The following is a 23,834-nucleotide window of genomic DNA, read 5'->3' as shown; positions in this document are numbered from 1 at the left end:
ACTTATAGTTTTAAGGTTTTTATACGTCCGTTTTCCAACGTAATATTCTGATTACATTGTTCTTTCCATCGCTCATTAGTGCTTACTACTATTAAGGTCCAGGCGTGGTTATTACTGGTTAAGTAATCAATAATTGAATTGGTTTCTTCTAAATTAAACTGATCTAATGCATCTTCAAGAATCAATACTTTTGGTTGCTTTAAAATAGCTCTGGCCAGTATTAATTTTTTTGCAACGGTGTAAGAAATTTGCTTCCCTTCTGGATGTAAAATGGTTTTTAATCCTTGAGGCTGTTCTTTTATAAATTGCGCTAAACCTACAACATGTAGAATCTTAAAAATAAATTCATCAGAAATTGACTCGTTTCCAAAAGTCAAGTTTTCCTTTATTGAGCCTTCAAAAGGACTTTCCTCTGAAACAGATAAACCTAGTTGAGACCTGTAATGATTTAATTGCAAACTATTTAATGAGAGCTGGTCTACAAATATATGTCCTGAAGTCGGCTCAATTACCCCAGAAATAAGCTGTAATAAAGTTGACTTACCTGAGCCACTTTCTCCGCTAATTAAAACACGACTTTTTGGTAGAATTTTAAATGAAATATCCTGTAAAATAGGATTTTCTTTGTTTAAAACCTTATAAGAAACCTTATCAAATTCTAAAGTCAAACCATCTTTATATTCAGGTGTTTCTCCTTCTTGTACTTCCAGTTCTTTGTCAACAACCTGTCCTAGTTTTTCTAATGAAGTTAAAACATCATAAAAAGACTCTAAACCAATAATAAGCTTTTCAACAGAGGCTATTACAAGTAATATGATAATTTCGGCTGCAACAAACTGACCAATGTTCATTCTCTGATTTAAAACGAGTGTTCCACCAATAACTAGTAAACTTGCAGTTACTATAACTTTAAATCCTATCATTTTAACAAACTGAATCATAAGTATTCTAAAATGCTTTTCTCTGGCAACTAAATATTTACTTACTAAATCATCATTTTTAGTAATAGCTAAGTTCGTATTTCCCGAAAGTTTGAAACTAACAACGGATCTAGCAATTTCTTGTATCCAATGAGCAACTTTGTATTTATATTTTGATTCTTCTAAACTTGTTCGTAATCCTTTCTGTGCGGTATATTTAAATACTACATAAATTAGTAGCAGTAATAGAATACCAAAAATGATAAAAAATGGATGATAAAATGATAATAATATTAACGCGAATATGATTTGTAAAACGGCTGAAGGAACATCTATTAAAATTTTAGACAATCCTTTTTGAATAGTTAATGTATCAAAAAACCTATTGGCCAATTCTGGTGGATAATAATCTCGCAACTCTTTCATTTTTATCTTTGGAAAACGATAACTCAATTCAAACGAAGCTCTTGTGAAAATACGTTGTTGTATGGTTTCAATGATTCTTAATTGCATCAACTGTAGCGTTCCTGAAAAAATAACCCCAACAGTAACAAGGATCACCAAAACGATCCATGAGGTTGATATTTGAGCTCCTTGAATTAGATTAATAATAGCCTGAATACCAAGAGGTAATGATAATGAAACGAGCCCGGAGAATATGGCATAGTAAAATATTTGTAAAATATCTTTTCTTTCCAACTCTAATAATCCCAATAAGCGTTTCCAAGGTGTTTTTTGAGCTTCTATTTCCATTATTTTAATAAATTAAGTGTTAAACTAGATAAAAATTCAGTTGGATCTTCATTACTATTACAATCTGTAATGGAAGAAAAGTGATCTTTCAAAAAGTGCTGATGCAAACTAGCTTCAATAATTGTACTTGCTAGGCTTGTGGCGAATTTATAGTTCGAATTTACTGCTAAAATCATTTCTCTTAATCGGTGTACAATGCGTTTGTAAACGATAAAGAATCCTTCTTTATTTTCTTGATCTACTTCTTTGGTTAGAAATGATTTTGAATTTTCATTAATAATAATCCTATTCAATATGGTTTCGTTAATATGAGAATAATTGGAATCTTCTTTTATAGATCTGGTAACTACTTCAATGGCTTTAGTAAGTTTTTCTATTTCAGTGGGAAGGTTATAAGTTTCAAAAACTAATTGATATTCAATCCAAGCCCAATACCATGAGGTCAAATATAGTAGAAGCTTGTGCTTGTTTTCAAAATAACGATAAATGGAACTTTCGTTCGAACCTATAACGACCCCTAGTTTTTTAAAATTAAAATTGTCAAAGCCCTCTTCATTGATTAAAATAATACTTTGTTCTATAATGTTTTTTCCTAATTGAGACGTTTCCGGATCTTTGATATAAATTTTTTCAGGAACTGCAATCTTGATGTTGGATAATAAATGGGTCATATTAATTTAATGTATATAATGTGTAAATATAATAGTAATACTATTAATTATGAAATAATCACTATTGTTTTTTTATAGTATGCCATAAGTTTTATTTATTGCTTAAAATGAAAAGAAAATGCCTTAGCTATCCAATAATTAATTGTTGATTAAATAGACATAAAGCAATTTATAATAAATCATAATACATCAGAAATAAAATTGATTGGACATGGAAAAATGAAGATGGTTTTGTTCAATTTTATAAAGAAGGATACATTCTAAATAAAAGTGCTCATTTCATCGAAGGTTTTTGAAATTAATATCTGTTTAACGAAAATTTTTAGAGTTTATAAGATTTTTAATTGTTAAATCACACCAATAGTTTAGTTTTGAAATAATTAATTAATCATTATCCCTATGAAAAAACTAATGTCCCTCATTTGTTTCTTTTGTTTTATTGGTGCTTTCAATTCCATTTCTGCGCAAGAAACAGCAGATGCCTCAGGAGTAGATCAAATTAACTACAAAAAACGCAGTCCTGTCTATGATTATTCAGAACATCAACTAAACAACATAGATACAATTCCAGATTTTGACATAAAACCAAATAAACTCATGATTACTGGAACCATTTATCAAAATGATGGTGTAACACCAGCGAGAGATGTGGTCCTATTTATTTATCAACCTGATGAAGATGGAAATTTTCAAATGAAAAGAGATAGCAGTCGCAAACGTTATGTCCATCACAGAGCTTGGATAAAAACGGATTCTGATGGAAAATATACATTCTACACATTCATGCCTGGTAAATTCTTGCGAAGTAAAGAGTTAAAACAAATTCATCGTGTAATCAAAGAACCTGGTAAGCCTGAATATGATATTAATCCTTTCTTTTTTAATGATGATCCATTAATTCCTGAATTAACACTTGCATGTAGATCCAGAATGATTAATAGTCTACTGAGGTTGCAAAAAAATGGTGATATGTACGTGGCAACAAAGGACATTAAGTTAGAAAAAAATGTATTGTTAGATCAGTAATATCAAATATTACAACATTCTATCTGTGCTTATTATTGATATCAACTCGTTCCATTTATTAATGGCATTTTAAATAGTACTCTTATGTAAAGTGTTTTGCCATGTCAGTTTACATAGTAGAGACAGTTTAAATTATAGTCTCACAAAAACATTTTACTTCATAAGTTTCTTCTGTAATGATAATATAACCGTTTGAATTTTATGATTGCCCATACATTGCAAAAGCGGGCGTAACTAAACTCTTTTATAAGGGTTTTTTCGTAGGAAATTCTATATGCATAAATGAATATATAAAATTGATTATCAATTATTTAACACAATTTTGGAAAAACTAAAGTTAATTTAGTCTACTTTTACAGCATTAATTATTAAGGCAGCTTCTCTTTTTTTAATTTCTTGCAATTTTAATCAATCCTTTGCTTTCTTCATTTTTTAATAGACATGGTCTAGATTTATGATTTGGATGTGTCGCAAGTCTTTAATACAATTCTTAGATAGTTTAGAAATTAAGTAATAGTTTCTTATTTGATCTGATAGGTTGTTTTTAAAGTAACTGTAATCCAATAAAAAATTAATAGCATCGATAATCCAAAATTTTCAAGAGATATAAATCCTGACTTTTCAAAAGCGCTTAGAAGCAGGGTAAACACCTATTTTAAAACACATAATAAAAGTCGCAATGCTAATGGAAATATGGTGGTAAAGACCATCATTATGTTAGCCTTATTTTTTGTCCCATTAATGTTGCTGGCATCGGGTTTAGTCACGAATGTTTTGACGCTTTTTTCTATGTATATATTAAGCGGATTTGGTATGGCAGGAATAGGTATGGGTGTTATGCATGACGCCATACATGGCTCGTATTCAAAAAATAAAAATATAAATACAATATTGGGTTACACCTTCAATCTTATTGGAGCTAATGCAACTGTTTGGAAAATACAACACAATGTCTTACATCATACTTACACGAATATTGATCATGCTGACGATGATTTAAACGCTCCTTTTTTCTTGCGATTCTCACCTCATGCCAAACACTATTGGTTGCACCAATTTCAGCATATTTATATTTGGTTCTTTTATGGGATATCAACTTTATCCTGGATTACCACAAAAGATTTTGTTCGCATGAAACGCTATAGGGATATGGGTTTTTTAGACAAGAAAAATGAATATAAAAAAGCATTGATAAGTATGATCGCTTGGAAACTATTTTATTATTCTTATGCATTGTTTCTGCCTTTGATAATGGTCCCTTTTTCGTGGTGGATTATTTTATTGGCATTTATTAGCATGCATTTGGTTACAGGACTTTTGGTTAGCATCATTTTTCAGATCGCACATATTATGCCGATTAATGAATTTCCGCTACCTGATGAACAAGGTTTAATAAACGATAATTGGTATGGACATCAATTCGCAACGACAAGTAATTTTTCTCCGAAAAGTAATCTTTTGTTTTGGCTCATAGGCGGCCTAAATTATCAAATAGAACATCATGTACTGCCAGACGTGTGCCATGTTCACTATAAAGAGCTCACAAAGATTGTTTCAGAAACTGCGAAAGAATATGGTATGCCATACCATGTTAAAAAATCGTTAGTACATGCCATTTGGGATCATACAAAGATGCTTCGGTCCTTAGGAAAAAAGCATGAAGCAGCTATGGGATAAGCACTCATTTTAAATAAAAACAGAAATAATGATAAAACAATTTATAAATAAATTAATGAACACTAATAAAGTAAACAACATGAAAGAAGGTACTGTAAAATTTTTTAATAATACCAAAGGATTTGGTTTTATAAACATAAAAGATTCTGATGAAGATATCTTTGTGCATTCAACTAATCTGATAGACCAGATTAAAGAGAATGATCAGGTAACATTTGAAGTAGAAAAAGGAGATAAAGGGTTAAGCGCCATAAACGTACGCTTGGCTTAATAATTTTATTCTAAAATATTATTTATAAAAAACCATCTTAGTTGATGGTTTTTTTTTTATTAATTTTTGAAATAATTCTATAATTTTTCTATCTCTTCATAAAGGGTTTTATATACTGGTAATCATTACATTTTATTATATGTGAATGATATAACTTAATCACGCTTTCATGTAACCTTGCTGGCTTATGTAGTTCTACCTTTGGACTGTGATAATTTACTCACACTAATTAATACCTACAAATCATGAAAATTAAAAATTTATTACCAGCCTTTGCAATTGCAGCGGTTGTTTTATTTACAGGATGTTCAAATGATGACGATGTTGTAAAAAACCTTTCTCCAACTGCAATTGTATCAGATCCGGCAGATAATGAGATAGGCGTTGCAAGAAATAAGGTTGTTTCTGTAAACTTTAGTGAAGAAATGGATCCATCATCCATTAATGCTTCAACTTTTTTAGTAAAAAAAGCAGGAGTTGCAATAGAAGGAAATGTTTCATATTCAGGAACCACTGCAAAGTTTATTTCGTCAACTGCTTTCGCAGCTGAAACACTCTACACAATGACCATAACTACAGGAGCAAAAAATTTAGAAGGAACTGCTCTGGCAAACAATATGGAACGTAGTTTTACTACAAATACAAATGTAGCTGGTTTAGCAGTTGTGGATTTAGGGGCAGCAGGAAACTATGTAGTTCTTGCAAAAACAGCAATCAATAATAATCCAACTTCTGCAATTACAGGTAAAATGGGATTAAGCCCAGCAGCTACTTCATATATAACTGGATTATCCTTAACAGATTTTACAGGTTATGCAACGTCTGCACAGGTTACCGGACAACTATTTGCAGCTGATATGGCGTCACCAACCCCAATTAATTTAACTACAGCAGTTCAAAATATGATTACTGCTTACAATAATGCGGCAGGACGTCTTTCACCTGATTTCCTTGAATTGGGAACAGGAAATATTGGTGGCAAAACATTAAGTGCAGGTCTTTATAAATGGACCAATACGGTGACCATACCTACTGATGTAACTATTTCAGGAACAGCAGATGATGTTTGGATTTTCCAGATTTCAGGAGATCTAACAATGAGTGCGGCAGTAAACATAACCTTAGAAGGCGGTGCTAAAGCATCCAACATTTTCTGGCAGGTAGCAGGTGAGGCCACATTTGGAACAACTTCACATTTTGAAGGAATTATCTTGTCAATGACAGGGATAACTTTTCAAACAGGAGCCTCTTTTAATGGTAGAGCCTTAGCACAAACGGCTGTAATATTAGATGGAAACACAGTGGTACAACCACAATAAATTATAACATAATATTTAAAATAGAGAGATGTCCAAATGGGATATCTCTCTTTTTTTGTTTGTTATAACTAAGATTCCTTATCTAATTGAGTATTTGGAATAGGTTTAGGCTAAATCTTTGTTGTCCTTTTTTAATTAACCAGAAATTATGTTTGAATAATATTATCAATATGCTTTAAGATTTTTCTTGAATAAAATTCAAGTCCAATACATTAAAATTGTTTGCCGCCTTTACTAAAAGCGCAGAGCCAATGGTTTCAAATAACTGATTGGTTTTAACAATAAATTCTGCTTGCTGCTCAATTTTATAATTAGGAATACCTACAATAGTTAAATCAGTAGTACTTGAATACTGCTTAATCAAGTCATAAAATGCTATTTGCTGTACAGCATTATCTATAATTTTTATCTCTATATTAACTCGCAAATCTTCAACAAGTTTATCTATTTTATTGTGAATGATTTTATCATCAACATTATTGTTATTAACAAATAGTACCCTGATGTTGGTTTCATGCCAACGGGCGGAAGCAATGATAAACCGCGCTATATTTAGCATCATTTCAGCATTTTTACTATCTGTTTCGCGCCACCATAAATCGACGGCTTTATAGTTTCCAAATTTTGTTTTTTTATCAAAATCCAGATATAATAAATTATAATCCAAATGCAGTAAGGTCTCCGTCATTTCAGCATATTCCTTTGAGCCTTCCAACCCTTTTGGCCAACCCATCATGATGGTATTGGGTTCAACTCCTGAAAAGCCAAACGTGGTGGCAATATTTTTAATACCAGTATAAATATTGTCCACTTTCATTTGCCTTGCAAAGATGCCTAGGTCAGAGAAAACATCATCTGAAACGACCTGTTCGGTTTTTTTGAGTGGTTTATTATTGTTTTCATCAACAATGAGTTTAAAATTGGTAACAATGCCCGTGCGACCCGAAACTGTTTTACTTAATTCCAATAAATAAGATTGGTGTTCACTTTGACCACTAAACAAAATGATATTGGGATTCCAACTGGATTGCACTTCGGTATTTGCATTGATTTTTTTTAACCCTTTATTCACAATATTTTCCCAAACACTTCGCCACACATCGTTTGATTGAATTTTTACTTCCTTTCGCTGTAGCCAAAAGTACAAACTGGCAATAATTGCCAAAGCACCAATCATGGCAAAAATATCTAATTTAAACATAACAGCAAAACACGCAAAAAAACCAAGTAAGCCAATCCAACGCTTAATTTTAAAGGTGGGTTGAAAATCAGGATTTGCCCAGTTTTCTAAGAAAAAGGCAATATTTATAAAACCATATGCTGTAAGATAAAACATAGAAACTACCCGGGCAATAACATCTAATTCTCCTATTAAAATGCCGGCTTCAGCAATAATAAATACCAACATAAGGGCATTAACAGGCTCATTATTTTGTCCTTTTCCCTTTGAAAACACTTTTGGTGTTACTTTATCCATTGACATGGCTTGTAAAATTCTTGGACCACCAAGAATACCACCCAAAGCAGACGATAAGGTAGCTCCCCAGATACCGGCTACAACGGCAGGTGAAAATAGAGCCATTTTCATTAAAATATTATAATCAGATTTTAAGGTTTCTGAATTGATAGTAAGGGCCATAAAAACCGACAGAAAAATATAAACGATAAGCCCAACACCAATAGCCCATAAGGTGCCTTTAGGAATGGAAGTTTTAGGATCTTTTAAATCGCCACTCATGGCTATACCAGCAGTAAAACCAGTAACAGCAGGAAAAAATACGGCAAATATAATTTCCATTGGCACAGCATCTTTTGTAGCCACCATACTAACGGTCTCAGGCGCAAAATCTCTTGTTCCAAACACAATTGAAATAATGGACACCACTATGGCCGTTAAAATGATATATTGTGTTTTTAAGGCTATGGATGTGCTTATTAAAGCCAAGAGGGTAATGCCAACCAAGGCTATGGTTCCAGTAATCCTAAAATCATTAATGGTCATACCAAAGTTGAAGAAATCATTAAAACTTTCTGCAAATCCAATTAAATATAAAGCAATGGAAAGTGCTGTGCCTACGTATAAGGCAATGCCAATTGAGCCTCCAATAGGAATTCCCATACTGCGTGAAAGCACATAATAAACACCTCCTGCGCCAATTTTTTTATCCGTTGCTACTGATGAGATACTCAATCCGGTAGTTACTGAAATGATATGGGCGATGATGATAATGACAATAGTGCCAATTAATCCCGCATTACCAACAACCCAACCCAGACGCATATACATGATAACGCCCAAAATGGTAAGTAATGAAGGGGTGAAAACACCTGCAAAGGTGCCGAACTTTTGAATTTTTTCCATTGAAAACTTGGAAAGTTAATTTTGAGGAGTGAATATAACTAATCTTTTTTATAACTGTAGTATATTCAATTTAAATGAAGAATAAATACTGATTTCTATTTCAATATTTACTATTATTGAATGTTTGAAATTTTATTGACGTAAGTACAGGATGGAAACATGAATATGTTGCTTAGGAAGCAAAGATTCATAATTACTATCAAAAAAAATAAATGATTAATCCTTAACTGAAATTGTTTTCAACCGAATAAAACCAAAGGCATTCAATAATTTAATAATCACATAGGTGACATCAATCTCATACCATTTTACACCAAAATTTGCTCTGCTGGCATGCCTGTGATGATTGTTATGATAGCCTTCACCCATCATTAAAAAATCAAAACGAAAGAGATTTTTACTGGTGTTTTTCATTTTATAATTCACATAGCCATAAATATGACCAAACCAGTTAATAATCACACCATGAATAGGCGCCATTAAAAACGTTATTGGTAATAATAACCATTGCCACCAGGCAGTAGCAAAGAAAGCAAAGACTAAAACGTAAATGGTGATCCAAAGTAATCTTGAAAAGCGAGACCCCGCAAAATTATCAAATCCTTTCCATTGCGGAACGTTTTTGGTAAAACGCTGATCAATTTCAATACGCTGTTTATTTATATCCTGATAAATCGTTTTTGTTTTCCACATCATCGTAAATAAATTAGCATCGTAAGAAGGTGAATGCGGATCCTTTTCAGTATCGGTATAGGCATGATGCATGCGATGCATAATCCCATAACCATATGCGCTTAAATAACTTGAGCCTTGAAAAATCCAAGTTAAGATAAAGGTGATTCGTTCCATAGTTTTAGACATGGTAAAAACCTGATGTGCCGCATAACGATGCAAAAAGAAAGACTGGAAAAATAAGCCGCCATACCAAAGCACTAAAACGAAAAGAATGATAACCATAATTTTTTTTGGCAAAGGTAAATTGATGTTTCAAGCGAAACAATGAACCCAAATCAATAAATTTGAGTATTACAAACGCTTTCTAATTCTGCTTAAAGCTTGTGGAGTCACACCAATATAAGAACTGATGTATTTTAATGGAATCACCTTCAACAGTTCCGGACGCTCTTTAAACAACTTCATATAGCGTTCCTCTGCAGAAAGATTCAATAAATTTTGTTCCCGCTTAGATTTTAACAAAAAGAGCCGTTCTGCGGTCAATCTGCCAATAAGATTTCCAATTTGGGTCTTGTTATACACCTCTTGTAAATCATCATAAGTGATACTTAAAAGGGACGTTTCTGTAAGCGCTTGTAATTGATACGCTGAAGGTGTTTGTGTTAAGAAGGAATCGTAAGCACTTATAAACTGGTCTTTAAAACTAAAGCCAAAAGTGATTTCTTTTTCTGGGTCTTCTTTTGGGATATATAAGCGTACAACTCCAGATTCAATAAAAGAAATATAATTCTCTATATCATTGAATTTTAAAAAAATCGCCTTCTTCGGAATAACACGTGGCTGTAATTTTGAAGTAAAAAAATCCCAATCTGAGTTAGATATGGTGGCTATTTGATCTAAGTAAGCTTTTATTTGTTGCAAATCTTTTAAGCATAGTGATTGAGTGGACAAATATAAGAATTCATAGATACTTAATAAATTGCGTCAAATTCTTTTTAAAACAATTTTTTAAATAGACTATTTGTCCAATTCCCAAAAATGATAAGATTATCTTTGCAAAAAATGAATGCCATGTTAAAAGCTTTTTCCGATTTAGGAATTAATAAACAATTACAACAAAGTTTAGTAGAATTAAACATTTCTGTTCCAACAGATATTCAAGAAAAAACCATCCCCGTTGTATTAAAGCAAAAAAAAGATGTCGTTGCTTTAGCAAAAACAGGAACCGGTAAAACGGCAGCTTTCGGATTGCCTTTGTTACAATTAATTGATACTAAAAACAACAATATACAAGCCGTTATACTAGCACCAACAAGAGAACTGGGGCATCAAATATTTGCTAATTTAACAGCATTTGCTTCTCATAGTCCTGCTATTTCCATGGCATCCGTTTGTGGAGGTATCCCTATAAAACCTCAAATAGAGCAATTAAAAAATGACATCCATATAGTAGTTGCAACACCAGGTCGATTAATCGATTTAATGCAACGTAACGCCATCAACATCAAAAACATCAACTATTTAGTGCTGGATGAAGCCGATGAAATGGTAAGTGCTTTAAAAGAAGGTTTGGATATAATTATTAAAGAAATTCCAAAAACACGTCGCACTTTATTGTTTACGGCTACCATGCCAGGAACTATCAAACAATTGATTCAAAATTACATGTCAAAACATGTGGTACATATCGAAGCAGATATGGAAACTGTTGGGCATCAAGGCATCGATCACCAATATGTGGTGGTAGAACCTATCGAAAAACTGGAAGTGTTGCTTCACTTTTTAAATTCAAAAGAAGGCCAAAGGGGCATCATTTTCTGTAAAACCAAAGCAGCGGTTAATAAACTGGCAAAAAACTTAGCCATTAATAAATTCTCGTCCGGTGCGCTTCACGGGAGTTTAACACAAGGCATTCGCGATCGTATTATGGGGCAATTTAGAGAAGGCTATATAGATATATTAGTGGCAACCGATTTAGCGGCCCGTGGTATCGATGTCAAAGAAATAGCCTATGTGGTAAACTATCATTTGCCAGATACCTATGATACCTATGTGCACAGAAGCGGACGCACCGCCAGAGCAGGAGCAAAGGGACTTTCGCTAACTGTATTACAACAAGAAGAAGTCGCAGACATTGCCGATTTCGAAAAGGAGTTAGGCATCGTTTTCAAACTATTTAAAAAAGCAGACACCCAAAGTATTGAAGAAAACAACACCCTGTTATGGGCAAAAAAAATATTTAAAACCAAGCCTAATCATACAGTTTCTGAAGCCTTAAAAACCAAAGTAAGAACGGTATTTCATCATTTAACAAAAGAAGAACTGATTGAAAAAGTATTAGCAAATTATTTGGCACAAACAAGGATTGGAACGACCACGACACCTGAGCCTAAAAAGAAGAAAAAGAACCAATAGCCATGGCAAACGATATAAAAGACCAACAAGATATTTTAGCAAAATTAAATATCCATACCTTAAACCCTATGCAGGAGGAGGCTATTGCGGTAATAGAAAAAACAACCAATACCATTTTACTGTCGCCAACAGGCACCGGCAAAACCCTGGCTTTTTTACTACCCTTAATAGAAGCCTTAGACCCCGAAAACCCCGACGTACAAGCCTTAATTTTAGTACCATCGCGTGAACTAGCCATACAAATAGAGCAAGTAGCACGCACTATGGGTACGGGTTTTAAAGTCAATGCGGTATATGGCGGTCGCCCCATGAGTAAAGATAAAATAGAAATCAAACACGTGCCTGCCATTTTAATAGGCACACCCGGTAGAATATTAGATCATTTTAGTAACGATCGGTTTTCTAAAGCAAGTATAAAAACGCTTATATTAGATGAATTTGACAAGTCTTTAGAAGATGGTTTTGAGGAAGAAATGAAAGGTATTATAAGTCAGTTACCTAGCATAAATAAGCGTGTTTTAACCTCTGCCACACAAGGTGTTAAAATCCCTGGTTTTGTAAGATTAGACAAGCCATATATTATAAACTATTTAAAAGAAAAAGCCGCATCAACATTAGCTATTAAAACAGTGGTTGCTCCTTCAAAAAATAAATTAAAAACCTTGTTAGAACTGTTACAGCATATTGGTAATGAATCCGGAATTATTTTCTGTAATTTAAGAGATAGCATAGATGAAGTAGATCGCTTTTTAGAGCGAAATAAAATTAGCCATGCTTGTTTTTCCGGTAACATGGAGCAAAAAGATAGAGAACGGTCTTTAATTAAATTTAGAAACGGATCTTGTCAAGTATTAATAGCCACCGATTTGGCTGCTAGAGGCATCGATATTCCAGAAATGAAATATATTATTCATTATGAATTACCTCGACATGAAGAAGAATTTATTCATAGAAATGGCAGAACAGCTAGAGTCAATGAAAAAGGAACAGCTTATATATTAAAATGGGAAAACGAATTATTGCCCGAATTTATTAAAAAAGTTAATGGAATTAATATTTCTAAGAAAGCGCCCTATAAACCACAATTTTGGGAAACCCTGTTTATTTCTGGAGGGCGGAAAGATAAAATTTCTAAAGGCGACATCGCTGGTATGTTTTTTAAACTAGGTGGCATCAACCCAGATCAATTGGGAACTATAGAGTTAAAACAAGATTGCGCCTTTGTTGGCGTACCCGTAACCATAGCAAACAGTTTGGTGGCAGCATTAAACAATACCCGACTAAAAAAGAAAAAAGTACGCGTCACTATTTTATAAATTTGGGCATTACCAAAGAGTCGGACTATTCGCTATATCTTCTTAAGCGTCATTGCGAGGAGACACGACGAAGCAATCTGTTTGTTTAAAGTGTATTGTATAACACCATGCTGTTTCAAAACGTTTAAAAAGGATGCCGCTACATATCTCTATAATGTTAATGAAACTGCTTGTTGTTCACAAGTTACAATTTCCCAAATAGGAGCGAAGCGCGTAAATACTTTTTATGCGACTACATAGGAGGGAAGCATTATGTGTTAGCCCCTATAACTCGTTAGAAATATTTATTGTTTTTTAGTTAATATAACAAGTATTTTAAATTACAATTTGTTAGCCTTTGCATCCAATCTATCAATCACCTTTCCGTAAATAATTAATGAAATTGCAGCTGTTAAAGCAATTGCAGCAAAATAATACCAAATATAATGAGCATTAACAGATGCTATTTCCCAAGCTTCACGTGTTTCAAATAATTTTGGTTCAGGACAGTATTTTGAGAGTAAATATCCCGATAATCCAAAACCTAAAATAGATGACAGGAAGGAATGCAAGTGACTAAAACCAAGATATAATCCTTCTTCCCCTTTTGGAGCTTGTATAGAGAAAAATTGTAGGTATCTAGGTGAAATAAAAGATTCAGCTAAAGCTTGTAGTGCAATACCAATAATCATCATAATGGCTATAGGGTGTATGCTTATTATACCAAAATCAATATCACCACTACTAAACCAATTTCCTGAAGCCATGGCAATGGCAGAAAGCGGCATGATAAACATACCAACTGTCATAGAAAATAACGGTGTTTTGCTGGCCATCATTCTTGTTACAAAAGTAACAGTAAGCACTACTATTAAAGGGTTCACGTTGGCATACCAAGAAGGAGAAGCCCCTTCTCCAGCCATTCTAAGAACGTATTTTGGCATGGTCGCGTATAGTTGATGTTGCACCATCCAAAATCCTGTGATTATTAATATAAGGGTTATTAATCTACCATTAAACAATACCTTTATTAAAGCGCTCCAAATTTCTTTAAAGGTTTTTCCTTCACCCTGATGTTTTGAACTTTTATAAAAGAAAATAATCATTATCAAAGCTATAAGGGTCATAGCAGTTGAAAAGTAATTTATATAAACAAACCCCTTGTCTCCCATAGAATCTCTTAAAGGTTTTACAATTGTTTTTCCTGAAAAGGCTCCAATATTTACCATCATATAAAATATGGAGAAACCTTGGGCTCTATTTTCCTCTGTTGTTTCTTTAGCAACTGTGCCAGTGATAACGGATTTAATAAAAGAACCACCAATCATGATGATAATCATTATCGGAACTATAGCCCATCTTTGACTTGATTCCAGTAATCCAGTAAATGTAATATCACCCGAATAGTCTACAAGCCCAATTGATTCAAGAGCGGTTGGTAATATACCCAAGCCAAAATATCCTAAACTTAACAGAGTGAAAGCAATTAATAAAGAATTTTTAAATCCAATTTTATCAGCCAAAGCGCCTGTAAACGTTGGTAGTAAATACAAACCACCTGAAAAAACACCAGATATTAAACCAGCTTCTACATCGGTAAACCCTAAGATTCGGGATAGATAAAGTGTAATAACTATAAATACACCATAATAGGCTCCTCTTTCTAGAAGTTCAACAATATTTGCTGTCCAAAATGCGCGTGTAAATCCTTTTAATCTATTAAACATATTTTTTGTTTTGATTTAATAATAATGGCATAAGATAGGTATTTGTTAATAAACTGATTATTCATTCATCTATATTTAAATAGTCCTTTTTTTATCTAAATAATTCTCAAATGGCTCTACCACGGGGTTTCCAATTCACCTCGACTTGAGAGAGGTTAGAACTGCCTTTTCGCAGTTCCAGCTGAGGCAAAATATCTATGGCTCTGCTTTAGGATAGTCGGTTTCAAGAGTGTCTTTATTTCAGGTATAAAAAAAGTATGTTTTATAAAATTTGTATAATTAATTTCCTAAATACATTCCAATTCCTCGAGCAGTATGCACCAAAGATGAATCGGGTTTTACAATATTATATTTACTGATTGCTTCTAAAAACGGAACAGCAACAATGCTTGGATGTTGATACGCAACCATTTTACCAAAATCACCTTCAAGTGCTAATTCCATAGCTTTTACTCCAAATTGAGTCGCTAAAATACGGTCAAACGCAATTGGAACACCACCACGTTGTAAATGGCCAAGTACAGTTTCTCTCATATCGGCATCACAACCGGCAGCTTTTAAATCTTTCAATAGTTTATTTGCCACACCACCTAATTTTAAATTAGCTCTACCAACTTCATCACTTTCTTGAGATAAAACATAACCTTCAATTGGTTTTGCACCTTCAGCAATAACTATAATGACATGTCCTTTTCCATCTACAAAACGTTTATTTATAACATCTAAGACTTTATTTAAATCATATGGAATTTCAGGAATTAAACAAATCTCTGCACCACCAGCTATGGCTGAGCTTAAAGCAATCCAACCTGCATCGCGTCCCATTACTTCAAGTATAATTACGCGATTATGTGATGAGGCAGTAGTTACAAGTCGATCTACTGCTTCGGTTGCAATTTGAACAGCCGTTTGATATCCAAAAGTATAATCAGTTGCAGATAAATCATTGTCTATAGTTTTAGGAACACCAATAATATTTAGCCCTTTTTCAAACAGCACTTGAGAAATACGTTGAGAACCATCGCCTCCAATACTTATAACAGCATTAACACCCATATGCTTTAGTTTGCGAATCATTTCTTCAGATCGGTCAATGAATGACCAAGTTCCGTCATTTTCTTTTACAGGCCAAGCAAGAGGCCCTCCTTTATTAGTAGTTCCTAATATGGTACCCCCTTGATAATGAATCCCTGAAACTCTTTTTTCACTTAACTCAATTATTTCTGTCGGTTCCCTTAAAACGCCGTCAAATGATTGAATACTTCCTATAACTTCCCAGTCTTCAGTTCGTGCAGCACGTTTCACAATTCCTCTAATAACTGCATTTAATCCTGGGCAATCACCTCCTCCAGTTAATACTAATACTTTTTTCTTCATTATTAATTATATGTTTTTATATCTTAATTAACTTCTAGTCTCCAAAGCTAATGCCTATCCCTTTTGCCGTATGAATTAAATTATGTGATAAATCAACTTTATTATACTGGTCAATAACTTCCTTTAAATCTATATTGGCCAATTCAGAATTTTTATGAATCGCCATGGTTCCAAATTTCTTTTCTTTTACTAATTCAAAAGCCTTTACACCAAGTTCTGTTGCTAAAATTCTATCAAATGCATTTGGCGTTCCGCCTCGTTGCAGGTGGCCTAAAATAGTTTCTCTAATATCAGCTTCAAAATTTATTTCTTTTAAAATATCGACAATTTTATGAGTTATACTTCCAGAACCAATTTCTGCTTTATTATCTTTAAAATAAGCACCTTCAGCAACTACTATGTTCGCAAATCCACGGCCATCAGGTGAATACCTTGATTTCAATTTTTTTAAAACCTTATCCATACAAAATGGAATTTCAGGAATTAAACAAACATCGGCCCCACCTGCAATGGCAGCATGCAAGGCTATCCAACCTGCATTACGACCCATGACTTCTAAAATTAAAACTCTATTATGTGAATTCGCAGTAGTTACTAATTTATCTACAGCTTCAGTTGCAACTTGAGCAGCCGTTTGAAAACCGAAAGAATAATCTGTAGAAGCTAAATCGTTATTGATAGTTTTTGGAATTGCAACAATATTAATCCCTTTTTGAGATAGTTTTAATGAAATTTTATGAGATTCATTACCTCCAATATGGATTATAGCTTCAAAGCCAAAAACTTTAAGATTGTATATTAATTTATCTGAAACATCTTCATTTAACATGGTGCCATCCGCTTGCTTCACTGGATAAAAAAAGGGATTACGTTTATTGTTTGTTCTTAAAATTGTTCCTCCTTGAATATGAATTCCTTCAACACGTTCTTTAGTTAATGGCATTATTTCAAGTGGTTCTGATAAAAACCCGTCAAAACCATTGATACTACCTATGATTTCCCAATTTGATTCCTGTGAAGCACGTTTTACAATAGCTCTAATAACGGCATTCATTCCTGGGCAATCTCCTCCGCTGTTAACAATTAAAATTCTTTGTTTCATCTAATTTCCGTTTTCTCAAAGGATTATTTCTAAAATAAAGTAGTTAAATACCCTGTAAAAGTTTGTGAAATTATAAAACATTAAGTAATTATAAATGATTAAAATCATAATAATTTAAGTTTATAAAACTTGTGCTGTGGTGACAACTCATCAAGTAATGCTTAACTTTAATCACAATACTTTACAAGTTGAAAAAAGCTGAAAGGATTATCATATTTTATTTGAATTAATAAATAAAAAGATCAGGTACTATGTTACAAAATGTTTTATTAGCACGCGATATATACGCATCAGAAGAACATAAAATGATGCAAAAAATGATTCAGGATTTCATCCGCAATGAAATTATTGATCATATAGACGAATGGGAAAAAAATGGTATGGTAAGCCGAGATATTTGGGAACGCGCCGGAGCCCTAGGTTTATTATGCATTGATATGCCTGAAGAATATGGCGGCACTGGTTTAGATTTCAGCTTTAGCGCCTTATTTATTGAAGAATTGGCAAAACAAGGGATTAACGGACCAGGGTTTTCATTGCATTCAGATATTATTGCGCCCTATCTCTTAAAATATGGTAGCGATGCTCAAAAACAAAAATATCTACCCCTTATGGCTACCGGGAAAATGATTACATCCCTTGGTATGACAGAGCCAAACTGTGGGAGTGATCTTAAAGCTATCAAAACAACCGCAGTAGATAAAGGCGACCATTATTTGGTAAACGGACAAAAAACCTTTATTACCAATGGTTATATGAGTGATATGAGTATAGTTGCAGTAAAAACCAATACAGGAACAGAAAAAGAAGGCGTGTCTTTATTAATTATTGAAAGCGCTTCTGAAGGTTTTGAAAAGGGTATCCCTTTCAAGAAAATAGGCATGAAAGCTCAGGATACCTGTGAATTATTTTTTGATAACGTAAAAGTTCCGAAAGAAAATTTATTAGGAGAAGAAGGATTAGGTTTTAAAATTATGATGACAGAATTGGCCAGAGAGCGTTTAACGGTAGCGCTTAATGCTATTGGTGGAGCCGAAGGAGCCATTGAAAAAACGATTGAATATACCTCGACAAGAACCGCTTTTAAGCAACCCATCGCCAATTTCCAAAATACACAATTTAAACTGGCTGAATGTGCTACGCAATTACAAATTCATCAGGCTTTTTTAGATCGCTGTACGTTATTATTAGCAAATCATGAGCTTACTACTGAAAGTGCCTCTATAGCTAAGTATTCAGCAACCGAAATGCACAGTAAAGTGGTAGATGAATGCCTGCAGTTATTTGGAGGTTATGGTTATATGTGGGATTACCCAATCGCCCGTATGTATGTGGATAATAGAGTGGCCAGAATTTATGCGGGAACTAATGAGATTATGAAATTATTGATTGCCCGCGGTTTGTTTGAAGAACTGTTTCAGCAAATGAAAGCCATGAAAAAAAAATAAATTCACTTTAAAAGGAGCAATAGAATTCTATAAGCGTTCCTTTTTTATTTAAAAGTATGCCGTTTTTCTTCTGTTGCAGATGCTTTTAGTAATAGGTTGAAGGTTCTTATGGAATCAAAATTTCTGGTAATTGCTTCAGATACCGCTATGCCTGATATACCAGTTTCTAATATGGCTATAACATCTTCTGTGGTGATGCCTCCAAAACCAATAATTGGGGTCTCCGTTCGTAAGGTTTCAATCATGGCAATATAACCCTTTAAACCTAAAACCGGACTTAAATGAGCTTCGGCTGTTGTCATTCTAAAAGGACCTAAACTAATATAATCGACTGCTTTGTCAATTAATGTTTGACAATCTTGCAAGGTATTTGCAGTTCCGCCAATAATTTGCCAGGAGTATAAATGCTTTCTTGTCAGCGTAGGGCAGGTACCTGTTGTTCCCAAATGCACACCATCTGCTTTAACCGCGATGGCTATTTTATAATCATCGTTAATGATTAGCCGGGTTTGAAAATGAGACGTGATTTCTCTGGCCTCTTTGGCAAACTTTATTAATTTTTTTTCTGAAACATTTATTAGACCTAACTGCACTAATTCTATACCAGAAGTACATGCTTTTTGGATGTTTTCCAGGTGCTCTTTTGGAGTATTTCCCTGAGATATATAATGTAGTTTAGGTATACTCATTTCTTAGTTTCTTGAAAATTATAAGCCATAATACATTTTTTATTTTTATCAAAGGTGAAATTATTATAAATTAATGATAGGCTCTAAAACGGTCCAAACATTTTTTGCCAGAATTTTTTGACCTTCAACCGTTGGATGAATCCCATCTGATTGGTTTAATTCTGGAATACCACCTACATCTTTCAATAAAAATGGAATTAAATAGAGTTCATTTTTTGCAGCCAATTCAGGAAAAATAGTTTTAAAATCCGTAATATAATCTTCTCCCATGTTTGGTGGAAGTTGCATACCGGCCAATATGATTTTAGTTTCTGCATTTTTTTCTAAAACAGCATCTATGATAGCTTGTAAATTATTTCTTGTTTCTTTTAAAGGAATACCACGCAAACCATCATTAGAACCTAATTCCAAAATAAAAACATCAATTTTTTGATTCAGTACCCAATTTATTCTATTTTTTCCACTGGCCGTTGTTTCGCCACTTAATCCTGAATTAATAACAGTATAATCCAATAAAAGTGAGTCTATTATAGTTTGAATAACTGTAGGGTACGCATCATTTACATCGTCTAAACCATAACCCGCGGTTAAACTATCTCCAAAAATTAAAATAGTTTTTGTAGTGGAACTTTCTTTAGGATTGCTTTCTGTTTCAACTGAAGCTTTTTCAGTAGTCTTTCCCTTTTTAGCGGCATCGGAACCACAAGAGAGTAGGATCAGCAATAATGAAAAATAACAAAACTTTAAGAAAATCTTCATAACATTAATATTAAAATTTAAAAGCAATTGTCTATTTTTCAACTTTAGCATATTTGGGTAAATTTTATATTAAATAAGTACCATGACAAAGATATTAAAGATTCATGAACTAGAGAAAACTTATACAAGTGGTTCGAAAAAATTAACGGTGTTATCTCATATTTCTTTTGAAGTTGAAAAAGGTAGTATATTTTCTATTGTTGGCCCTTCAGGTAGTGGTAAAACTACCTTACTTGGTTTGTGTGCTGGTTTAGATTACCCAAGCGCCGGAAATATAGAATTATGCGGAAATAATTTAGAAAACTTAGATGAAGATGAAAGAGCTCAATTACGAAATAAAGAAGTTGGTTTTATTTTTCAGAATTTTCAATTATTACCTACACTCACGGCTTTAGAAAATGTAATTGTGCCCTTAGAATTACAAGGTGATAAAAATGCGACGAAGATTGGTATGGAATTGTTGCAAAAAGTTGGATTGGCAGATCGTTTTCATCATTATCCATCTCAATTATCAGGAGGTGAGCAGCAGCGAGTGGCCTTAGCCAGAGCTTTTTCTAACAAACCTAGTATTTTATTTGCCGATGAACCTACGGGAAATTTAGATGAAGAAACCGGCGAAAAGGTTATTCAATTACTTTTTAAATTAAATAAAGAAGCCGGAACTACCTTAGTTATAATTACCCACGATTTAGATCTCGCGAATAGAACACAACAAATATTGAGATTAAAAGGAGGGAAAATTATGTCTAACGAAAAAACAATGGCGGGTTAATGAGCAATTTAACCTCAAAAACTTCAGTACAATGGCTGTTTAAAATGGCATGGCGAGATGGAAAAGCAAGCATTTCCAGATTAATGCTTTTTATGGCATCTATTATTCTTGGTATTGCTGCTGTTGTTTCCATTCAATTGTTTAGTGATAATTTAAAACAAAATATTAAAGATCAGTCGAAAGCCTTAATGGGTGCTGATTTTATTATTGACAGCAGACAGCTTCCTTCTAAAAAAGTACAAGCAATTATAGATTCCTTAAATGTGGCCGCTTCAGAAGTTAATTTTGTTTCTATGGCGGCATTTCCAAAAAACGATGGAACAAAATTAGTAAAAGTGCGCGCTATTGAAGGCAATTTTCCTTTTTATGGAACTTTAGATACCGAACCAGAGAACGCTGCTAAAAAATATCAGGAATTAGGCGGGGCCTTGGTAGATGCTACCTTAATGCTTCAATACAATTTAAAACCCGGAGATTCTATTAAATTAGGAAAAATAACCTTTCCAATTACTGGAATTTTAAAATCTATTCCGGGGAGTACCGCTTTTTCTTCTTCTGTCGCACCCACGGTATTGATTCCTTTTCGTTTTATAGACGAAACAGAGTTGTTGCAATTAGGAAGTAGAAAGGAATACCAATACTTTTTTATTGCGCCACCAACAATGGATTTGGAATTATTAGATAAAAATTTAGATGCTATTTTAGATGATGAAAATGCCGATTTAGATACACATACCAGTACCAGTGAGCGCTTAGGTAGAAGATATGAGAACGTAAGCAAATTTTTGAATTTAGCTGCCTTTATTGCGCTCTTATTAGGTTGTGTAGGCATTGCAAGTTCTGTTCATATTTATATTAAAGAAAAATTAAAAAACGTAGCCGTTCTAAAATGTTTAGGAGCCACAAGAAAACAAACATTTTTAATCTATTTAACGCAAGTTGTTGGCATTGGTTTTACTGGAGGCGTTTTAGGTGCTGTTATTGGTATTTCATTGCAGTATGCCTTTCCTTATATTTTAAAAGGGTTTTTACCTTTTGATGTTCAAATAACCATTACAGTACAGCCATTAATAATTGGAATAACCCTGGGTGTTTTGATGTCTGTATTATTTGCCCTACTGCCATTGTTAGGTACTTGGTATGTATCTCCCTTAGAAGTTTTGAGAGGCACAGATGAAAACTTAGTAAAACCAAGAAAAGCAAGACTTTTTACATTAGCGGCCATTTTAGTTTTTGTGTATTTATTTTCATTCTGGTTGTTGAAAGATGCTTTATTCGGATTGGTATTTACAGTTGGTATTTTAATTACATTTTCTATTATGGCGGTTATTGCAAGCCTTTTTATGCATGCTATTAAAAAATATTTCCCAAGCCATTGGGGGTTTACAAAACGTCAGAGTTTGTTAAACTTATTTCGCCCAAACAATCAAACAATGGTGTTAATGTTAGCTATAGGTTTGGGAAGTTTTTTAATTAGTACTTTATACTTTACGAAAGATATTTTATTGGCCAAAACATCCATTGAAAATAATTCGGATAATGCAAATATCATTTTACTGGATGTGCAAACCAAACAAAAAGAAGCAGTTATAAACACACTGGTTCCTAAAGGTTTCAAGGTGATTGATAATATTCCCATTGTAACTATGCGATTGCACCAAATTAAAGATGAATTGGTAAATACTATAAGAAAAGACACGACTTCAACTTTAAAAAAATGGATTTTGAGTCATGAATTCAGAGTTACTTATCGCAATAATTTGTTAGATTCAGAAGAATTATTAGAAGGAACTTGGACTGGTGAAATAGGGCAGGGTGAACCTGTTTTAATTTCAATATCAGATAATATTGCAAGTGATGCCGATTTAGAAATTGGAGATCAGCTTATTTTTAATGTTCAAGGAGTTTTAATGAAAACTACCATTGGAAGTATTCGAAAAATAGATTGGGGACGTATGCAATTGAATTTTTCGGTGGTATTTCCAACAGGTGTGTTAGAAAATGCGCCTCAGTTTAATGTGTTAACTACCTATGTGCCAAATGAAGCCAGTTCTGCTGACTTACAAGGAGATTTGGTAAAGAAATTCCCTAATATTTCAGTCTTAGATTTAAGACAGGTATACTCTATAATTGAAGATATTTTAGATAAAATTTCTTGGATTATTAATTTTATGGCTTTCTTTAGTATTCTTACAGGAATTATTGTTTTAATTGGTTCGGTTAGAAATAGTAAATACCAGCGAATTAAAGAAAGTGTGTTGTTAAGAACTTTAGGTGCAAAGAGCAAACAAATTTTATTAATTACCGCGCTGGAATATCTTTATTTAGGAATGTTAGGCAGTTTAGTTGGAATAATATTGTCTCTTTTAGGTAGTCAATTATTGGCAGTATTTTTGTTTAAGGAGCCTTTTATTCCGTCTGCAATTCCATTTTTAGTATTTCTTCCAGGAATTACAGTATTGGTTTTATTCATTGGTTTAAGTAATATTAGAAGTGTTTTAAAAAGTCCACCGCTAGAGGTACTAAGAAAAGAAGGATAAGAATTGTTTCCTGTTTAAAATTAGTGTACATTTAAG

19 protein-coding genes are annotated in these 23,834 nt (G+C 33.2%); 9 read left to right on the top strand and 10 right to left on the bottom strand.

What is annotated here, in order from left to right; genetic code table 11:
- Positions 1–2: 2 nt before the first annotated feature.
- Positions 3–1,673, bottom strand: a complete 1,671-nt coding sequence (locus V8G56_RS11380) for a peptidase domain-containing ABC transporter (protein ID WP_395438575.1) — start codon at positions 1,671–1,673, stop codon at positions 3–5.
- Complete coding sequence (locus tag V8G56_RS11375; RefSeq protein WP_395438574.1) at positions 1,673–2,344, bottom strand: TetR/AcrR family transcriptional regulator; 672 nt, start codon at positions 2,342–2,344, stop codon at positions 1,673–1,675. The genes V8G56_RS11380 and V8G56_RS11375 overlap by 1 nt, the downstream gene beginning before the upstream one ends.
- A 399-nt stretch (positions 2,345–2,743) precedes the next feature.
- Between V8G56_RS11375 and V8G56_RS11370 the strand changes: the two genes are divergently transcribed.
- The 4 genes from V8G56_RS11370 to V8G56_RS11355 all read left to right on the top strand — a co-directional run bounded on the left by V8G56_RS11370 (position 2,744) and on the right by V8G56_RS11355 (position 6,637).
- Positions 2,744–3,370: a hypothetical protein gene (locus V8G56_RS11370; RefSeq protein ID WP_395438573.1), complete on the top strand. Its 627-nt coding sequence runs from the start codon at positions 2,744–2,746 to the stop codon at positions 3,368–3,370.
- A 714-nt stretch (positions 3,371–4,084) separates the two neighbouring features.
- On the top strand, positions 4,085–5,047 hold the full coding sequence (locus V8G56_RS11365; protein WP_395438572.1) for a fatty acid desaturase family protein: 963 nt from the start codon (positions 4,085–4,087) through the stop codon (positions 5,045–5,047).
- Between the two features lie 79 nt (positions 5,048–5,126).
- Complete coding sequence (locus tag V8G56_RS11360) at positions 5,127–5,318, top strand: cold-shock protein (RefSeq protein ID WP_395438650.1); 192 nt, start codon at positions 5,127–5,129, stop codon at positions 5,316–5,318.
- A gap of 245 nt (positions 5,319–5,563) precedes the next feature.
- A complete protein-coding gene (locus V8G56_RS11355; RefSeq protein WP_395438571.1) occupies positions 5,564–6,637 on the top strand; it encodes an ice-binding family protein in 1,074 nt (357 codons plus the stop codon).
- Between the two features lie 175 nt (positions 6,638–6,812).
- Here the strand turns inward: V8G56_RS11355 and V8G56_RS11350 are convergent, their stop codons facing one another.
- The 3 genes from V8G56_RS11350 to V8G56_RS11340 form a co-directional block, all read right to left on the bottom strand.
- Complete coding sequence (locus tag V8G56_RS11350; protein ID WP_395438570.1) at positions 6,813–8,999, bottom strand: amino acid permease; 2,187 nt, start codon at positions 8,997–8,999, stop codon at positions 6,813–6,815.
- Between the two features lie 216 nt (positions 9,000–9,215).
- Positions 9,216–9,956, bottom strand: coding sequence for an acyl-CoA desaturase (locus V8G56_RS11345; protein WP_395438569.1), 741 nt, complete (start codon positions 9,954–9,956; stop codon positions 9,216–9,218).
- 69 nt (positions 9,957–10,025) lie between these two features.
- Positions 10,026–10,595, bottom strand: a complete 570-nt coding sequence (locus tag V8G56_RS11340) for a Crp/Fnr family transcriptional regulator (RefSeq protein WP_395438568.1) — start codon at positions 10,593–10,595, stop codon at positions 10,026–10,028.
- Positions 10,596–10,745: 150 nt separating this feature from the next.
- Here V8G56_RS11340 and V8G56_RS11335 point away from each other — a divergent pair, with 150 nt between their 5' ends.
- Positions 10,746–12,089: a DEAD/DEAH box helicase gene (locus tag V8G56_RS11335; RefSeq protein ID WP_395438649.1), complete on the top strand. Its 1,344-nt coding sequence runs from the start codon at positions 10,746–10,748 to the stop codon at positions 12,087–12,089.
- Positions 12,090–12,091: 2 nt separating this feature from the next.
- Entirely contained in the window at positions 12,092–13,405 is a 1,314-nt protein-coding gene (locus V8G56_RS11330; RefSeq protein ID WP_395438567.1) for a DEAD/DEAH box helicase, read from the top strand.
- 320 nt (positions 13,406–13,725) lie between these two features.
- Here V8G56_RS11330 and V8G56_RS11325 read toward each other — a convergent pair whose 3' ends face one another.
- The 3 genes from V8G56_RS11325 to V8G56_RS11315 form a co-directional block, all read right to left on the bottom strand.
- Positions 13,726–15,111, bottom strand: a complete 1,386-nt coding sequence (locus V8G56_RS11325; RefSeq protein ID WP_395438566.1) for an MFS transporter — start codon at positions 15,109–15,111, stop codon at positions 13,726–13,728.
- 279 nt (positions 15,112–15,390) lie between these two features.
- Positions 15,391–16,488: a 6-phosphofructokinase gene (locus V8G56_RS11320; RefSeq protein WP_395438565.1), complete on the bottom strand. Its 1,098-nt coding sequence runs from the start codon at positions 16,486–16,488 to the stop codon at positions 15,391–15,393.
- A gap of 34 nt (positions 16,489–16,522) precedes the next feature.
- Positions 16,523–17,590: a 6-phosphofructokinase gene (locus V8G56_RS11315; protein WP_395438564.1), complete on the bottom strand. Its 1,068-nt coding sequence runs from the start codon at positions 17,588–17,590 to the stop codon at positions 16,523–16,525.
- Between the two features lie 251 nt (positions 17,591–17,841).
- On the opposite strand from V8G56_RS11315, the gene V8G56_RS11310 reads away from it, so the two are divergent.
- Positions 17,842–19,038 (top strand): acyl-CoA dehydrogenase family protein, encoded by a 1,197-nt coding sequence (locus V8G56_RS11310; RefSeq protein ID WP_395438563.1) that lies wholly within the window; start codon positions 17,842–17,844, stop codon positions 19,036–19,038.
- 44 nt (positions 19,039–19,082) lie between these two features.
- Here the strand turns inward: V8G56_RS11310 and V8G56_RS11305 are convergent, their stop codons facing one another.
- Entirely contained in the window at positions 19,083–19,727 is a 645-nt protein-coding gene (locus tag V8G56_RS11305) for a thiamine phosphate synthase (protein ID WP_395438562.1), read from the bottom strand.
- 63 nt (positions 19,728–19,790) lie between these two features.
- Positions 19,791–20,486 (bottom strand): arylesterase, encoded by a 696-nt coding sequence (locus V8G56_RS11300; RefSeq protein WP_395438561.1) that lies wholly within the window; start codon positions 20,484–20,486, stop codon positions 19,791–19,793.
- An 82-nt stretch (positions 20,487–20,568) separates the two neighbouring features.
- Here V8G56_RS11300 and V8G56_RS11295 point away from each other — a divergent pair, with 82 nt between their 5' ends.
- Together V8G56_RS11295 and V8G56_RS11290 are read left to right on the top strand one after the other, a co-directional pair.
- Entirely contained in the window at positions 20,569–21,258 is a 690-nt protein-coding gene (locus tag V8G56_RS11295) for an ABC transporter ATP-binding protein (protein WP_395438560.1), read from the top strand.
- A gap of 44 nt (positions 21,259–21,302) precedes the next feature.
- Entirely contained in the window at positions 21,303–23,798 is a 2,496-nt protein-coding gene (locus tag V8G56_RS11290; RefSeq protein WP_395438648.1) for an ABC transporter permease, read from the top strand.
- Positions 23,799–23,834: the final 36 nt, after the last annotated feature.

The sequence above is a fragment of the Gaetbulibacter aquiaggeris genome, assembly GCF_044003965.1.
GTDB classification, from domain to species: Bacteria; Bacteroidota; Bacteroidia; order Flavobacteriales; family Flavobacteriaceae; genus Yeosuana; species Yeosuana aquiaggeris.
Note: the sequence above shows the minus strand (reverse complement) of the source record. Positions and strands in the feature narration are given on the sequence as shown.

Excerpts from the sequence above, each read along its gene's own strand:
- V8G56_RS11380 (WP_395438575.1), bottom strand. The coding sequence starts at position 1,673 with ATGGAAATAGAAGCTCAAAAAACACCTTGGAAACGCTTATTGGGATTA.
- V8G56_RS11375 (WP_395438574.1), bottom strand. The coding sequence starts at position 2,344 with ATGACCCATTTATTATCCAACATCAAGATTGCAGTTCCTGAAAAAATT.
- V8G56_RS11370 (WP_395438573.1), top strand. The coding sequence starts at position 2,744 with ATGAAAAAACTAATGTCCCTCATTTGTTTCTTTTGTTTTATTGGTGCT.
- V8G56_RS11365 (WP_395438572.1), top strand. The coding sequence starts at position 4,085 with ATGTTAGCCTTATTTTTTGTCCCATTAATGTTGCTGGCATCGGGTTTA.
- V8G56_RS11360 (WP_395438650.1), top strand. The coding sequence starts at position 5,127 with ATGAAAGAAGGTACTGTAAAATTTTTTAATAATACCAAAGGATTTGGT.
- V8G56_RS11355 (WP_395438571.1), top strand. The coding sequence starts at position 5,564 with ATGAAAATTAAAAATTTATTACCAGCCTTTGCAATTGCAGCGGTTGTT.
- V8G56_RS11350 (WP_395438570.1), bottom strand. The coding sequence starts at position 8,999 with ATGGAAAAAATTCAAAAGTTCGGCACCTTTGCAGGTGTTTTCACCCCT.
- V8G56_RS11345 (WP_395438569.1), bottom strand. The coding sequence starts at position 9,956 with ATGGTTATCATTCTTTTCGTTTTAGTGCTTTGGTATGGCGGCTTATTT.
- V8G56_RS11335 (WP_395438649.1), top strand. The coding sequence starts at position 10,746 with ATGTTAAAAGCTTTTTCCGATTTAGGAATTAATAAACAATTACAACAA.
- V8G56_RS11330 (WP_395438567.1), top strand. The coding sequence starts at position 12,092 with ATGGCAAACGATATAAAAGACCAACAAGATATTTTAGCAAAATTAAAT.
- V8G56_RS11325 (WP_395438566.1), bottom strand. The coding sequence starts at position 15,111 with ATGTTTAATAGATTAAAAGGATTTACACGCGCATTTTGGACAGCAAAT.
- V8G56_RS11320 (WP_395438565.1), bottom strand. The coding sequence starts at position 16,488 with ATGAAGAAAAAAGTATTAGTATTAACTGGAGGAGGTGATTGCCCAGGA.
- V8G56_RS11315 (WP_395438564.1), bottom strand. The coding sequence starts at position 17,590 with ATGAAACAAAGAATTTTAATTGTTAACAGCGGAGGAGATTGCCCAGGA.
- V8G56_RS11310 (WP_395438563.1), top strand. The coding sequence starts at position 17,842 with ATGTTACAAAATGTTTTATTAGCACGCGATATATACGCATCAGAAGAA.
- V8G56_RS11305 (WP_395438562.1), bottom strand. The coding sequence starts at position 19,727 with ATGAGTATACCTAAACTACATTATATATCTCAGGGAAATACTCCAAAA.
- V8G56_RS11300 (WP_395438561.1), bottom strand. The coding sequence starts at position 20,486 with ATGAAGATTTTCTTAAAGTTTTGTTATTTTTCATTATTGCTGATCCTA.
- V8G56_RS11295 (WP_395438560.1), top strand. The coding sequence starts at position 20,569 with ATGACAAAGATATTAAAGATTCATGAACTAGAGAAAACTTATACAAGT.
- V8G56_RS11290 (WP_395438648.1), top strand. The coding sequence starts at position 21,303 with ATGGCATGGCGAGATGGAAAAGCAAGCATTTCCAGATTAATGCTTTTT.